The sequence below is a fragment of the Agromyces sp. NPDC057679 genome, from assembly GCF_042799635.1.
In the GTDB taxonomy this organism is placed as follows: Bacteria; Actinomycetota; Actinomycetes; order Actinomycetales; family Microbacteriaceae; genus Agromyces.
The window spans coordinates 281,864-296,344 of record NZ_JBHVIK010000001.1; the positions used below are offsets into that span (position 1 = coordinate 281,864).

The window sequence follows — 14,481 nt, forward strand, 5'->3', positions numbered from 1 at the left end:
GACCCGGGCACCCGACCGCCGGCTGCGGCCCGCGGCATCCGCCCTACTTGAGCGAACGCTGCAGCAGCACCGTGCCGAGCCAGCGGTCGAACTTGAACCCGACCCGCCCCATGCGCCCGATCTCGGTGAAGCCGAACTTCTCGTGCAGCGCGATCGACGCCTCGGCGCCCTGATCGGCGATGACGGCGATCATCTCCTTCAGCCCGGCGGCCTTCGAGCGTTCGATGAGCTCGCCGAGCAGCACCCGGCCGAGCCCCTTGCCCGACGCGGCCGGGCCCAGGTAGATCGAGTTCTCGACGGTGAACCGGTAGGCCCGCTTCGGCTTCCACGGCGTGACGAGGGCGTAGCCGAGCAGCTGCCCCGAGGGCGACTCGGCGACGAGGAACGGCATGCCGAACTCGGTGAGCTGGGCGTACTTCGCCCGCCACTCGGCCAGAGTCATCGCGTCCTCGTCGAAGGTGACGGTCGAGTTCGCGACGTAGTAGTTGTAGATCTCGCGGACCGAGGGCAGGTCGGCCGCCGTCGCATCGCGGATCGTGTACTCGAACGGCGCCTCGGCCGGCGGCTGCGGTCGCAGGTGCCGCGGCAGCACCCGCCGTTCCTGGTATTCCTCTTCGAGCATTCCGTCAGCCTACGACGCCCAGATCACGCGCATGTTTCGGGGACCGGATGCCTCGGCACCGCCTCAGCCGGGCAGGCTCCAGTCGACCGGCTCGGCGCCCTGCTCCACGAGGAGGGCGTTCGCCCGGCTGAAGGGGCGCGAGCCGAAGAAGCCGCGCGACGCCGACAGCGGGCTCGGGTGGGCCGACTCGATCACGGGGGTCTCGCCGAGGAGCGGTCGCAGCTGCTGCGCGTCGCGCCCCCACAGGATCGCGACGAGGGGCGTGCCGCGCCCGGCGAGCGCACGGATCGCGTGATCGGTGACCGGCTCCCAGCCCTTGCGGCGGTGCGACCCCGCCTCGCCCGGGCGCACCGTGAGCACGCGGTTCAGCAGCAGCACGCCGCCCTGGCTCCAGTGGGTCAGGTCGCCGTGCGCGGGCGTCTCGATGCCGAGGTCGTCGCGCAGCTCGCGGTAGATGTTCGCGAGGCTCCGCGGCAGCGGGCGCACGTGCGGGTCGACGGCGAACGAGAGCCCGATCGGATGCCCCGGCGTGGGGTACGGGTCCTGCCCGACGATCAGCACCCGCACGTCGGCGAGCGGGGCGGCGAAGGCGCGCAGCACGTGCTCGTCGGCAGGCAGGACGTCGCGGCCCGCCGCCCGCTCGGCGCGCACGAACTCGCCCATGCGGGACAGCTGCGGGGCGACCGGGCCGAGGGCCTCCGCCCACGCCGGGTCGATGCGACCCGCGGCGGCGAGCTCGCCCGCCCCCGTCGCCGGCATCAGGCGCCGATCGTCGAGACCAGCACCCCGCCGTCGGCGGGCAGGACGCGCCAGACGCTGCCCGAGCCCTCGACCCGCAGTCCGCCTTCGCCGACGATGAGGGCCGTGCGCTCGTCGATGCCGAGCGCCCCTTCGACGAGGCCCGACTCGACGGCCGCGACGAGGCGCGACAACGTGCCGCGCTGCGCGACGTGGGCGTCGATCGACACGTCGACGAGCCCGATGCCCTGCTCGACCTCGAACTCGACCTCCGGATCCCCCGGAACCTCGGGCGCGAGCTGCACGCCGTCGATCCGGGTTCCGCCGCCGAGCGATCCCTCGGCAGCGACCATCGCGCCGGCCGAGACGCCGAGGTACGGCACCCCGCCGGCGACCTGCCGGCGCAGTTCGCCGAACACCGGCTCGAGCCCCGCCCGAACGTGCTCGACGATGCCGCCGCCGACGGCGATGGCGTCGACGTCGGCGAGCGCGGCCGGCGTGACCGGCTCGGGGCCGGACAGCGCCGTCACCCGCGGCTCGAACTCGCCCGCCGCGGTGAGGACGTCGACGAGCATGCCCGCGCGCTCATCGGCTTCGGGGTGGATCGAGATCACCGCGATGCGCGGGCGCGAGCGGCCGGCCGCTCGTGCCCGTGCGGCGGCCTCGCCGACGAACGGCGCGTACAGCGCGGCATCCGAGCGCGCGAGGGCGCCGCCCCCGACGAGGTGGACGCTCATGCGTCGACCCGCACCGGCGGCTTCGACGACCAGGGGAACACGATCCAGTCGTCGGTGGCGCGGTAGCTGAAGTCGGGCACGAGGATCGTGCGCGACTTCGTGTAGAGCGTGGCGGTGCGCACCTCGGCGCCGACCTCGGTGAGGAGGTCGAGCACCTTCGCGAGGGTGCGCCCCGAGTCGGAGACGTCGTCGACGAGGAGCACCCGCTTGCCGGCGAGCGCGGGCGCGTCGAGCATCGGCGGGTGCACGATGGGCTCGGGCAGCACCTTCTCGATGTCGGTGTAGAACTCGACGTTGATCGAGCCGCACTGCTTCGTGCCGAGCGCGTACGAGATCGCTCCGGCGAGCAGCAGGCCGCCGCGGGCGATCGCGATGACCACGTCGGGACGGAACCCGGAGAGGAGCACCTCCCCCGCGAGCGAGCGCGCGGCCTCGCCGAACTGGTCCCAATCGAGGATCTCGCGACGGATGCCGGGGTCTCCGGTCGCCGCGTCATTCGCATCGAACGTCATGAGGCAAGGCTAGTCCGCGCACCGCGCCGACGGCGCACGGCGGATCACCGACCGGGCTCGTCCTCCGGCGGCTGCCCGGCGTCCTCGATCGCGTCCTGGATCGCGCGTCCGGGCGCCTCGATGGCGGCCTCGGCCGCTTCGGCGGCTTCGGACTGCGCGCCGTCGTGGCGCGAATGCGCCCGGCCGACCCGCTCGCCGATGTACGAGATGATCGTCGCCGAGGCCGTGCCGACGATGGCGACGCCGCCGAACATCAGGAAGACGGCGTAGAAGCGCCCCTCGGCCGTGATCGGGTACATGTCGCCGTAGCCGACCGTCGCGATCGTGACGATCGCCCACCAGATCGCGTCGCCGAACGTCGTGATGGTCGCACCCGGGGCGTTGCGCTCGGCCTGCAGGGTCGCCAGGGCGATGAAGTAGACGAAGACGACGGCGTAGGTCGAGCCGTAGATGATGATGTTCGCGCGGACGGCCGCGCCGCTGCGCCGCTGCAGGTACGGGACGTTCCGCAGGAGTGCCAGCACGCGGAAGGCGCGGAACAGCGGCACGATCGCCGAGAGCACGTCGATCGGATGCGTCCGGATGAACGCCCACCTGCCGCCGCGCGGCGTGAGGGAGATCCGCACCACGACGTCGACGACGAAGACGAGCCAGGCCACGAGCAGCGCGATGAAGAGCGGCGAACCCGGTCCGCGAGGGATCCAGGGCGCGAGCACGTAGATCGTGTAGGCGACGATGAAGACGACGCCGAGCACCACGAGCGGCACGGTGGTGCGACGCTCCCAGGCCTCGCGGCGGGGTGCGGGCCGCTCCTCCGCGGCCATGCTCAGTCCCCGTCCGTCTCGCGCACGACGAGCGGCCCCTTGGCCACGAGGTGCGGCGCCGACTGCGCGACCGGCTTCACGACGATGAGGTCGAGGTCGATGTGCCGGGGCTTCAGCACCGCGTCGACGACGACCCCGGCGATGTCCTCGGCGGTGAGCGGCTCGGGCACACCGTCGTACACGGCCTCGGCGCGCGCCCGGTCGCCGCCGAATCGCACGAGGGCGAACTCGTCGGTCTTGACCATGCCCGGCGCCACCTCGATGACCCGGAGCGGCTCGCCGTTCAGTTCGAGCCGCAGCACCTCGGTGAGGGCGTGGGCGGCGAACTTCGCCGCGTTGTAGCCGCCGCCCCCGACGTAGGCGACGTGTCCGGCGATCGAGGTGATGTTGACGATGTCGGCGACCCCGCGCAGGGCGGCACCGCGGCGGAGCAGCGGCAGCAGTGCGCTCGTCACGCGCTTGAGCGCGAGCACGTTGACCTCGAGCATCCACGCCCAGTCGTCGATCGACGAGGCCTCGACCGAGTCGAGGCCCTTCGCCCCGCCCGCGTTGTTCACGAGCGCATGGACGGGCCCCGTCGCGGCGAGGTGGTCGCGCAGCGCGTCGACGTCGCCCTGCTTCGTGAGGTCGGCGACGAACACGGATGCCCCGGTCTCGGCCTCGAGGGCGCGCAGCCGGTCCTCGCGGCGGGCGACGCCCACCACGTCCCATCCGGCGTCGCGCAGCGCCGTGACGGTCGCACGACCGATCCCCGAACTCGCACCCGTCACGACTGCCCGCAGATTCGCCATGCGGCCTATTCTGCCGAACTTCGGGGTGCGGGTGCGGGAACGCCGGCTCGGAACCCCGCTTCGAGCGGCGGGGTCCCGAGCGGCGCCGGCGCGCCCGCCGATCCGGCCGGGCTCAGGTGACCTGGAAGGCGGCGCTCTTCGCGAGCCGCGTGTAGCCGTCGTTCGCGAAGAAGCGGAACTCGTAGGTTCCGCGCGTGGACGGTGCCGTGAAGGCGATCGTCGCGGTGGTGAGCCCCGTCGCGGGCGGGGTGTCCTGCCCGTTGAGGTACTTCTCGACGACGCCGCCGGCCTGGTCGGAGTCGCTCGCGCGGTACAGCCCCACCCAGTCGCGCCGACCGCCTGGGCCGCCCGTCACGGTCGCCCGGATCGTGCCCCCGCGCGCGACCGAGGTGCGGTCCGCGGTGACGGCGGCGCCCGCCGGCGGCGTCGGCGTCGGGGTGGGCGTCGGCCCGCCCGAGCTCATGGGCTCCTCCATCGTGACGCAGTGCGCCCCACCCCCTCCCTCGCCCATGAGGACGTCGAGGTTGAGCTGCACGCACGGGCGGCCGAACGCCGCGGCGAGCGCGTCGCGCGCCGCCGCGTCGGTCGTCGGGTCGCCGAACTGCGCGGTGATGACCGAACCCGACGTCACGATGCAGTTCAGGTACCCGTCGAAGAACGTCGACTGCTGAGCCTGCGGGATGCGCGGGAGCGAGGCCGGCCCGTAGATGGTGGTGACCTGGAGCTGCCGCCCCTTGGCGTCGGTCGAGGCCGCGAGGAGGTTGCGCGTCGCGATCGCCGACTGCGACCAGATGCTCGTCGGCCGCGCCGGGTTGCTGAGCTGGACGATCACCTTGCCCGGCCCGGTGAACAGCACCGTCGCGTCGATGTGGTCGTCGGTGATGTCCTGCCCCGAGATGCCCTGGCACCAGATCATCTTCGTCGCGCCGTACACGCGGAGGAGCTCGGCCTCGATCTGCGCCGCCGACTTGCCGGGATTCCTCGCCGAGTCGACCCAGGAGCTCCGGTTGGCGATGAGGGTGCCGTCGCCGTCGGCGATGACGCCGCCGCCCTCGCCGACGACGCTCGCGGCGGTGAACGCGATGCCGTTGTAGGCCGCCATCCGCTGCGCGACGAGCGCGTCCTTGGCGTGCGTCTGCTCGTTGCCCCAGCCGTTGAAGTTCAGGCCGACCGCGTCGAGGCCGCCCGCGCCGTCGGTGCGGAACACCGCGCCCGAGTCGCGCATCCAGCAGTCGTTCACCGGGATGGAGCTGATCACCGTGACCGCGGCGCTCACCCGGCTGCGTGCGGCGGTCGCGGCGGTCGCGCCGTCGGCGAGCATGACGACGGGGGTGGTCTTCACGATCTCGTCGGCGATCTTCGCGATGTCGCCCTGGATGCCGGAGAGGAGGCTGCCCCAGATCGAGGTGCTCGACGGCCAGGCCATCCAGATCCGCTTGAGCGGGCCGGCTTCGCCGGACACCGCGAACGAGCCGAGCGCCTGCGCGGGGTCGGCGGCCGTCATGAGCCTGGCGCTCGTCGCCGCCGCCATCACCCCGAGTGCCGCGAACCCGGCACCGGCCAGGAACTGCCGTCGCGGATGGCCGGTCGTCGTGCGGTCGTTGCTTCCGTGTTCGGTCACGCTTGGTTCCTTCCCTCGTCCACGTCATCGTGGAGGTCGAGCCCGACATCCGGGCATTAATTGGATTTCATCCAACTAACGCGACCACACTCACGCCAACCCGCCGCGATGTCAAGCGATTCGGCGAATCTCCGCCCCGCGGAGGGGAATCACCGCCGACCGATCGACCGCCGCAGCACGGCGCCCAGGACGCCGTGCGGTTGAATGGACTGATGCACACGAGGCTCGAACCCCGGAAGCCGACGCGCAGACGCGTTCCCCTCTGGGACAACGCCAGGTGGATCGCGATCACGCTCGTCGTGATCGGCCACGGCATCCTCCCGCTCATCGCCGAGTCGGATTCGGCGTACAGCGTCTACCTGTTCATCTACTCGTTCCACGTCGCCGTCTTCGTCACCGTGAGCGGCTACTTCGCGAAGTCGGGACCGCCGAACGCCAGGGCGCTCAAGCAGGTCCTCACCGACATCGTCTTCCCGTTCCTGATCTTCGAGACGATCTGGACGGTGATCCGCTGGGTCCTCGGCGGGGAGTTCTCCCTCGACTACACGACCGCGTCGTGGACGCTGTGGTTCCTCATCGCCCTCGCGATCTGGCGCATCGTCCTGCCCTACCTCGTGCTCCTGCGGTTCCCGCTCATCATCGCGATCGTCATCTCGATCGGCGCCGGGTACACCGAGACGATCGACTCGACCTTCGCCCTGACGCGCACCTTCGGCATGCTGCCCTTCTTCGTCTTCGGGTGGAAGCTCCGGCAGTGGCAGCTCACCGGGCGCTGGCTCGAGCTGCGGGCCGCCGCCGCCTGGCGCTGGCGGGCCGGTGCGATCGCGCTCTTCGCGCTCGTGCTCGCGTTCATGCCGATGACGATCGAGACGCTGCGCGACCTGAAGCTGCGCCGCTTCATGCTCTACGACGAGTCGTACGAGGCGATCGGCTACGACGAGCCCTGGTCCGGCGGCATCCGCCTCGTCCTGCTCCTCTCGGCCATGGTGCTGGCCGTCGCATTCCTCGTGCTGATGCCGCGGAGCGCGCACTGGTTCACCCCCTTCGGCGGCGCGACGATGTACATCTACCTGCTGCACACCTTCGTGCTCTTCCCCTTCCGCGAGACCGAGCTCCTCGCGGGCGACCAGCCGTTCTGGGTGCTGCCCGCGATGATCCTGTTCTGCATCGGCATCTCGATCGTGCTCTCGCTGAAACCCGTGCGCCGGGTGTTCCGGCCGCTCGTCGAACCGCGGGCGCGCTGGCTGTTCCGCCCCGAGCCGTCGACTGCGACCGGCACGCTCGTGCTGCCGCCCGACCCCGAGCGGCACTGAGCCCGCCCCCTGCGCCCGTGACGCCGTGTTGCGGGGTCCGTTGCCCGCACCGCCGCGCCCGCCTAACGTGACTGCAACACCCGCGGCCCCGCCGCCACCCGACTTCTGAGGAGCCACCCATGAGCGACACCGCCGCCTGGCGTTTCGAGACCAAGCAGGTCCACTCGGGCGCCGCCCCCGACCCCGTCACGAAGGCACGGGCGACCCCGATCTACCAGACCACCTCCTACGTGTTCGACAGCGCCGAGCACGCGCAGAACCTCTTCGCGCTCGCCGAGTTCGGCAACATCTACACCCGCATCCAGAACCCGACCCAGGCGGTCGCCGAAGAGCGCATCGCGGCGCTCGAGGGCGGCACGGGCGCGCTGCTCGTCGCCTCGGGCCAGGCGGCCGAGACCTTCGCCGTGCTGAACATCGCGCAGGCCGGCGACCACATCGTCTCGTCGTCCTCGATCTACGGCGGCACGTACAACCTGTTCAAGTACACGCTCGCGAAGCTCGGCATCGAGACGACCTTCGTCGAGAACCAGGACGACGCCGAGGAGTGGCGCCGCGCGGTCCGCCCGAACACGAAGCTCTTCTTCGCCGAGACGATCGGCAACCCGAAGATCAACGTGCTCGACATCGGGCTCGTCTCGGGCATCGCCCACGAGGCGGGGCTTCCCCTCATCGTCGACAACACGATCGCGACGCCGTACCTCATCCGCCCGTTCGAGCACGGGGCCGACATCGTCGTGCACTCGGCGACGAAGTTCCTGGGCGGCCACGGCACCGTGGTCGGCGGCGTCATCGTCGACGGCGGCCGCTTCGAGTGGTCGAAGAACGTCGAGAAGTTCCCGGGCCTCACCGAGCCCGACCCCTCGTACCACGGCGCGAGCTACACGGCCGCGGTCGGCGACGGACTCGCCTACATCATCAAGGCGCGCGTCCAGCTCCTCCGCGACCTCGGCGCGGCGATCGCCCCGAACAACGCCTGGCAGCTCATCCAGGGCATCGAGACCCTCTCGCTCCGCATCGAGCGGCACGTGCAGAACGCGCAGGAGATCGCCGAGTGGCTCGACAACCACGCCGACGTCGCGAGCGTCAACTACTCGGGCCTGCCCTCGAGCCCCTGGTACGCCGCCGCGAACGCCTACGCCCCGAAGGGCGTCGGCGCGGTGCTCTCGTTCGAGCTCAAGGGCGGCGTCGACGCCGGCCGCGCGCTCGTCGACAACCTCTCGCTGTTCTCGCACCTCGCGAACATCGGCGACGTCCGCTCGCTCGTCATCCACCCCGCGTCGACGACGCACTCGCAGCTGACCCCCGAGCAGCAGCTCACGACCGGCGTCACGCCCGGCCTCGTGCGCCTCTCGGTCGGCATCGAGAACATCGACGACCTGAAGGCCGACCTCGAGGCCGGTTTCGCGGCCGCCCGCGCGGCCACGGAGGCGGCGCGCGTCTGACACGCCCCGATCGAACGGCGGATGCCGCGAGCCCGACCGGGCTCGCGGCATCCGCCGTCTTCGGGGTCCGCGCCGCGATGCGGTGCGCGTAACAAACGGGCGAGGGGCCGCGCGGACGCGGGAGAATCGACACATGGATTGGCAGACGACGGCCGACGCGGTCCCCGCGAGCATCGTGCCCGCGGCGGGCGCGCTCGCACTGCTCGGGCGGGCGCCCGCGACGGGCGCCTGGCGGGAGGGCGACGCCGTCGGCGACCGCCGCTTCGTCGGCATCGGCGACCTCTCCCTCGAGTCGGGGCGCGAGCTGCCGGGCGTGCGCATCGCGTACGAGCAGTGGGGCACGCTCTCGCCCGAGCGCGACAACGCGGTGCTCGTGCTGCACGCCCTCACCGGTGACAGCCACGTGATCGGCCAGGCCGGCCCCGGGCACCCGAGTGCGGGCTGGTGGCGCGGCGTCGTCGGCCCCGGCCTCGCGATCGACACCGAGCGCTACTTCGTGGTGGCGCCGAACGTGCTCGGCGGCTGCCAGGGTTCGACCGGTCCGGCCTCGCTCGCCCCCGACCGCGCCGAGTGGGGCGCCCGATTCCCCTTCCTCACGATCCGAGACCAGGTGCGGGCGCAGGTCGCGTTCGCGCGGGCGATCGGCATCGAACGCTTCGCCGCGGTCATCGGCGGCTCGATGGGTGCGATGCACGTGCTCGAGTGGGCCGTCGAGGCTCCCGAGGCGGTCGAGCGCATCGCCGTGCTGGCCGCGCCGGCGGCGACCACCGCCGACCAGATCGCACTGAACTCGGTGCAGATCGAGGCCATCCGCACGGATCCGGCGTTCGCGGCGGGGGCCTTCTACGACGCGCCCGACGGCGAGGGTCCCTCGCGCGGGCTCGCGCTCGCCCGCCGCATGGCGATGCTCAACTACCGCACCGCGGCCGAGCTCAACGACCGATTCGAGCGCAGCTGGCAGTCCGAGCTCGACCCGCTCGGCGGCGACGGCCGCTTCGCGGTCGAGTCCTACCTCGACTTCCACGGCAACAAGTTCACCCGGCGCTTCGACGCGAACAGCTACATCGTGCTCACCGAGTCGATGAACTCCCACGACGTCGGGCGCGGGCGCGGCGGAGTGGCGGCGGCGCTCGCCCGCGTCCGGGCGAAGAGCCTCGTGCTCGGCATCGACAGCGACCGCTACTTCCCGCTCGCCGGGCAGCGCGAGATCGCCGCGCTCCTGCCGAACAGCGTGCACGGTGCCGAGCCGGTCGTCATCGCCTCGGAGTTCGGCCACGACGCCTTCCTCATCGAGGACGCGGTGGTCGGCGCCGAACTCGCCCGCCTGCTGGCGGCGTGATCGCGGCCCCTCGAATCGAGGCGATCCGCGCCGACGGGGCCCGACTGGGCTACAGTTCGAATGACGGGCGCCGCGCCGGGGCCGTCGTCGCCGAGGGGGTGACATGAAGCGCATCCACAAGGAGCGCGACCGCTTGCTTCGCAGGCTCGCACGCATCGCCGGCCTCACCGGCGCACTCGGCACGTGCGCCTGCATGTTCATCCCCGGCTCCCCGTCGACGCTCGAGTTCGCGCTCGTGGTGCTGCTCTCGCTCGCCGCCGCCGTGCTCGTCGCCGTGCACTCGATGCACGGCAGCGTGACGGCCGCGCTCGGCGTGGTCGCCGCAGCGCTCGGCATCGTCGCGGTGCTCGGCAGCGGGCCGGTCATCGACCCGGTGGCGGTCGCGGCGATCTCCCTCGCTGCGGCGGTCACCGCCCCGTCCGTCGCGATCACGCTCGTCGTCCGCCGCGACGGGGTGCCGCTCGTCGGCGGTCTCGCCGCGCTCTTCCTCATCGCCGTCGGCCTCATCGCCCTCGCCGGGCATCCGATGACCACCGTGGCCCTCGCGACCGTCGCGGGATGGGCGGTCGGCGCCACCCTCGGCTCGGTCGTCGACCACGCGATCGCCGGGGCCGCCGAACGCATCGGCGAGGTCGGGCGCGCGCACGAGGCGGAGCGCCACGCGAGCGAGTTCGAAGCGCGCCAGCGGCAGGACGCCCGGGTGCTGCACGACACGGTGCTCGCCACGCTCAGCCTGCTCGCGCACTCGGGCGTCGGCGTCGGATCGGCGGCGCTGCGCCAGCAGGCGGGCGACGATGCGCGCCTGCTCAAGCAGCTGCGGCTCGGCGCACCGCTCGACAACGCCTCGAACGCGATCTTCTCCCCCGACTCCGACGACGACATCCTCAGCACGACCTTCGAGTCGGTCAGGCAGCGATTCGCCCGGATGGGGCTCGACGTGAACTGGCACGGGGCGGGGCAGCTCGCGCTCCCGCGCGAGACCCTCGATGCCCTCCTCGGCGCGCTCGGCGAGTGCCTCGAGAACGTGCGTCGGCACTCCGGTGTCAACGAGGCGGATGTCACGGTGAGCGACGACGACCGCACGGTGCGCGCGATGGTGACCGACGCGGGGCACGGGTTCGAGCCCGAGTCGATCGGCACCGCGCGCCTCGGCTACGCCGAGTCGGTCGTGGGGCGCCTGAACACCGTCGGCGGGCGCGCCCGCATCTTCTCCTCGCCCGGATCGGGCACGACCGTGATGCTCGAGGTGCCGAAGCCATGAGCACCGGATCGATCGAGACCGGGGGTCTGGCGGGCTTCCGCCGCCCGAGGCGCACGGCGCACGCCGTCGGCGACGTGCGGGAGCGTCATGGCGGGCGACGGCTGGCGACCGGCATCACGATCGCCGCCGCCATCGTCATCCTCTGGCACCTGGCCCGCGCGGTGCTCCTCGCCCCCGTCTTCCCGCCGGGGGCCGGCCCGTGGGGCGCGTGGCTGGCCGTCCTCGCGATCCTCGCGGTCGGCGTCGTCTCGCGCATCTTCTCGCGCGCCCAGCCGCTGCCCGACCCGCTGTACGTCGTGCTGCTCGTCGCCCTCGCGGTGCCCGTGTGGCTCGACGTCTCGGCGAGCTGGGGCCTGCTCCACCTCGGCGTCACGCCGACCGCCGCCGCGGCGACGGGCGCCGTGCTCATGCCGGTCGCCGCGATCCGCGGCACGCGGGTCTCCCTCGTCGTCGCCTCCGCGATCGGGCTGGTGCTCCTCGTCGCGACGCTCCTGCAGGCCGCCTCGGCCGGCCCGTACATCGCGACGGGCATCTCGGTCGCCGCCTCCGCCGTGCTGCCGCTCGTCCTCGCCGTCGTCGCGACCCGCGGGTTCCGGCGCCTCGTCGGGCGCGAACTCGACCTCTCGATCGTGCAGAGCACCGTGTCGACGCCGCGTTCGGCCTTCGGCATGCGCGCCTCCGAAGAGCTCGCGCAGCTCGACTTCGACGCCGAGACGCTGCTCGACGACGTCGGCTCGGGGCGCATCGCGATCCCGCTGCCCGCCGCCGACGCCGAGCGCGCGGGTCGCCTGGCCGCCGCGCTGCGCCTGCGCCTCATCGCCGGGCGGACCGACACCTGGCTCCGCCACGCGGTGACCGAGTCGGCCTACCTCAGCGATCGGGTCGTGGTCGACGACCCCGAGGGTTCGGCGGGCCTCCTCGCGCAGGAGCAGCGCGACAACCTGCTGCTCGCGCTGTGGCTGCTCGTGGGCGAGCTCCGCAAGGGGCAGCCCCGGCCGATCGAGGTCACCGTCTCCGCACCCGACGGCGACGACGACGGCGATCACCACTCCCCCGTGGTGCATCTCGCGATCGAGGTCTCCGGCGTCGTCCAACGACGTCTCGACCCCGCGACGTGGGATGCTGTCGGTAGTGTCGGATCACACGACGTCGTCGCGGGGTCCGATTCCTTCCGCATCGAAATCGAATGCCGGACGGACCCGACCGTTCCGGTGAGTGCGTCGGCCGCCGAGGCGGCCCGTCCGAGGGGAAGCTGAATGCCCGACAACGCTCCACCGATCCGCCTGGCGATCGTCGACGACCATCGCATGCTGCTCGGCGCCCTGACCGAGTGGCTGCGCGGCGCGTCGTCCGAGATCGAACTCGTCGCCGCCGTCCCCTCCTGGTCCGAACTGCTCGCCCATCCCGACTTCCCGGTCGACGTGGTGCTGCTCGACCTCGACCTCCGCGACAACATCCCCATCTCGCTGAAGCTGTCGATGCTGAAGTCGGCCGAGGTGCAGACGATGCTCATGAGCAACTACTCCGAACCCGCCGTGGTGCGCGAAGCGCTGAGCGCGGGTGCGATGGGCTACCTCGTGAAGAGCGAGCCGGTCGAGTCGATCATCGAGGCGATCCGCGCCGCCCAGCAGGGCGTGTCGTATCTGACCCCCGAGCTCGAGGCGACGCTGCTCGACGACGGCACGCTGCCGAAGCTCTCCGCGCAGGAGCGCCGGGTCATGGCGCTCTACGGCGCCGGTCAGCCCGTGAAGGCCGTCGCCTTCCAGCTCGGCATCTCCGAGGAGACGGCGAAGAGCTACCTCAAGCGCATCCGTGAGAAGTACCGCGCCTCCGGCTACGACGTCGGCACCAAGGTGGCGCTGCGCAAGCGGGCGATCGCCGACGGCATCCTGCTGCAGTCCGACTGACGGCGGGCGCGGGCGGAGGCCTCGCCGATCAGTCGATCGCGGGCGTCGCACCCGTCGCGTACGGCACCGCGTGGCCGCGCCGCTGACGCGAACGGTCGAGCGCGAAGCTCGCGATGGCGAGCCCGATGCCGGCGAGGGTCAGCAGCAGGCCGACCCAGATCGGGGCGACGTAGCCGAGCCCCGCGGCGATCACGGTGCCGCCGAGGAGCGCACCGAGGCTGTTGCCGATGTTCAGCGCCGAGTGGTTCAGCGCCGCGGCGATCGACTGGCTGTCGCGGGCGACGTCCATGAGGCGGGTCTGCACGGTCGGCGCGAGCGCCGAGGAGGTCGCGCCGATGAGGAACGCGCCGATGAAGAGCCCGGCGACGAACTGCGCCGTGAGCGCGAGGAGTGCGAGCGAGAGGGCGAGCGCCCCGAAGGCGGCGTACATCGTGCGCCGCACGCTCCAGTCGGCGAGGCGGCCGCCGACGAGGTTGCCGACGGTCATGCCGAGGCCGGTGGCGACGAGCACGAGCGGCACGGCCGCGGCCTCGAGCCCGGTGACCTCGGTCGCGAGCGGCGCCACGTAGCTGTACATCGCGAAGAAGCCGCCGAAGCCGATCGCCCCGATCGCGATCGCGAACCACACCTGCGGCCGCGAGAAGGCGCCGAGCTCGCGACGGACGCTCGCGGACGGGTCGCCGGGTTGCCACGGCACCGCGGCGAGCACGGCCACGAACGTGAGCGCGAAGATCGCGGCGACCGCGAGGTAGGCGACGCGCCATCCGGCCGCCTGGCCGAGCCACGTGATCGCGGGCACGCCGATGACGTTCGCGATGGTGAGGCCCGAGAGCACGAGGGCGACGCCGCGGGCGCGCTTGCCCGGGCCCATGAGGCTCGCGGCGACGAGCGAGGCGATGCCGAAGTAGGCGCCGTGCGGCAGCGCCGACAGGAAGCGGGCGACGAGCACGAGCTCGAAGCTCGGAAGGAGCGCCGAGGCGATCGTGCCGATCGTGAACGCCGCGACGAGGACGAGCAGGAGCCGCTTGCGGGGCCAGCGCGCGGCGACGGCGGCGATCGTCGGGGCGCCGACGACGACGCCGAGCGCGTACGCGGAGATGACCCACCCGGCGGTCGCGTTGGCCGCGTCGGGCGAGGCCGCGTAGGTGCCGGGCAGCAGGTCGGCCGCGATGTTCGGCAGCAGGCCCATGGCGACGAACTCGGTCGAGCCGATGCCGAATCCGCCGAGGGCGAGCGCGAGGAGCGCGAGGCGGGTACGGGCCGGCGACAGGGTCGTCGATGCATCGGGGCTGTGGGTCACCGAGCGATTCTCTCACGGATCGAATCGATTCGAGAAGTCGGTCGCCGGACGGGGCGACCGACGACGTGGTCGTC

14 protein-coding genes are annotated in these 14,481 nt (G+C 72.3%); 6 read left to right on the forward strand and 8 right to left on the reverse strand.

Annotation, left to right across the window (positions count from 1 at the left end):
* Positions 1–43: 43 nt before the first annotated feature.
* The 7 genes from ACFVAJ_RS01310 to ACFVAJ_RS01340 all read right to left on the reverse strand — a co-directional run bounded on the left by ACFVAJ_RS01310 (position 44) and on the right by ACFVAJ_RS01340 (position 5,845).
* On the reverse strand, positions 44–622 hold the full coding sequence (locus ACFVAJ_RS01310) for a GNAT family N-acetyltransferase (RefSeq protein ID WP_157422522.1): 579 nt from the start codon (positions 620–622) through the stop codon (positions 44–46).
* Between the two features lie 63 nt (positions 623–685).
* A complete protein-coding gene (locus tag ACFVAJ_RS01315; RefSeq protein ID WP_376940994.1) occupies positions 686–1,381 on the reverse strand; it encodes a uracil-DNA glycosylase in 696 nt (231 codons plus the stop codon).
* Entirely contained in the window at positions 1,381–2,097 is a 717-nt protein-coding gene (locus ACFVAJ_RS01320; RefSeq protein ID WP_376940995.1) for a Type 1 glutamine amidotransferase-like domain-containing protein, read from the reverse strand. Before ACFVAJ_RS01320 ends, ACFVAJ_RS01315 begins: the two co-directional genes overlap by 1 nt.
* A complete protein-coding gene (locus ACFVAJ_RS01325; RefSeq protein ID WP_376940996.1) occupies positions 2,094–2,609 on the reverse strand; it encodes a phosphoribosyltransferase in 516 nt (171 codons plus the stop codon). Before ACFVAJ_RS01325 ends, ACFVAJ_RS01320 begins: the two co-directional genes overlap by 4 nt.
* A gap of 44 nt (positions 2,610–2,653) precedes the next feature.
* A complete protein-coding gene (locus ACFVAJ_RS01330) occupies positions 2,654–3,433 on the reverse strand; it encodes a potassium channel family protein (protein WP_376940997.1) in 780 nt (259 codons plus the stop codon).
* A 2-nt stretch (positions 3,434–3,435) separates the two neighbouring features.
* A complete protein-coding gene (locus ACFVAJ_RS01335; RefSeq protein ID WP_376940998.1) occupies positions 3,436–4,224 on the reverse strand; it encodes an SDR family oxidoreductase in 789 nt (262 codons plus the stop codon).
* Between the two features lie 112 nt (positions 4,225–4,336).
* Positions 4,337–5,845, reverse strand: coding sequence for an agmatine/peptidylarginine deiminase (locus ACFVAJ_RS01340; RefSeq protein WP_376940999.1), 1,509 nt, complete (start codon positions 5,843–5,845; stop codon positions 4,337–4,339).
* 212 nt (positions 5,846–6,057) lie between these two features.
* Here ACFVAJ_RS01340 and ACFVAJ_RS01345 point away from each other — a divergent pair, with 212 nt between their 5' ends.
* From ACFVAJ_RS01345 to ACFVAJ_RS01370, 6 genes are all read left to right on the forward strand, one after another.
* Complete coding sequence (locus ACFVAJ_RS01345; protein ID WP_376941000.1) at positions 6,058–7,158, forward strand: acyltransferase family protein; 1,101 nt, start codon at positions 6,058–6,060, stop codon at positions 7,156–7,158.
* A 119-nt stretch (positions 7,159–7,277) separates the two neighbouring features.
* On the forward strand, positions 7,278–8,600 hold the full coding sequence (locus ACFVAJ_RS01350) for a bifunctional o-acetylhomoserine/o-acetylserine sulfhydrylase (RefSeq protein ID WP_376941001.1): 1,323 nt from the start codon (positions 7,278–7,280) through the stop codon (positions 8,598–8,600).
* 133 nt (positions 8,601–8,733) lie between these two features.
* On the forward strand, positions 8,734–9,939 hold the full coding sequence (locus ACFVAJ_RS01355; RefSeq protein ID WP_376941002.1) for a homoserine O-acetyltransferase: 1,206 nt from the start codon (positions 8,734–8,736) through the stop codon (positions 9,937–9,939).
* A gap of 103 nt (positions 9,940–10,042) precedes the next feature.
* The gene (locus ACFVAJ_RS01360) at positions 10,043–11,200 is read left to right on the forward strand and encodes a sensor histidine kinase (protein WP_376941003.1); all 1,158 of its coding nucleotides are present in this window, start codon (positions 10,043–10,045) and stop codon (positions 11,198–11,200) included.
* Positions 11,197–12,456, forward strand: a complete 1,260-nt coding sequence (locus ACFVAJ_RS01365; RefSeq protein ID WP_376941004.1) for a hypothetical protein — start codon at positions 11,197–11,199, stop codon at positions 12,454–12,456. Before ACFVAJ_RS01360 ends, ACFVAJ_RS01365 begins: the two co-directional genes overlap by 4 nt.
* A complete protein-coding gene (locus ACFVAJ_RS01370; RefSeq protein ID WP_376941005.1) occupies positions 12,457–13,107 on the forward strand; it encodes a response regulator in 651 nt (216 codons plus the stop codon).
* A gap of 28 nt (positions 13,108–13,135) precedes the next feature.
* On the opposite strand, the gene ACFVAJ_RS01375 is transcribed toward ACFVAJ_RS01370, so the two are convergent.
* Positions 13,136–14,407, reverse strand: a complete 1,272-nt coding sequence (locus tag ACFVAJ_RS01375) for an MFS transporter (protein ID WP_376941006.1) — start codon at positions 14,405–14,407, stop codon at positions 13,136–13,138.
* Positions 14,408–14,481: the final 74 nt, after the last annotated feature.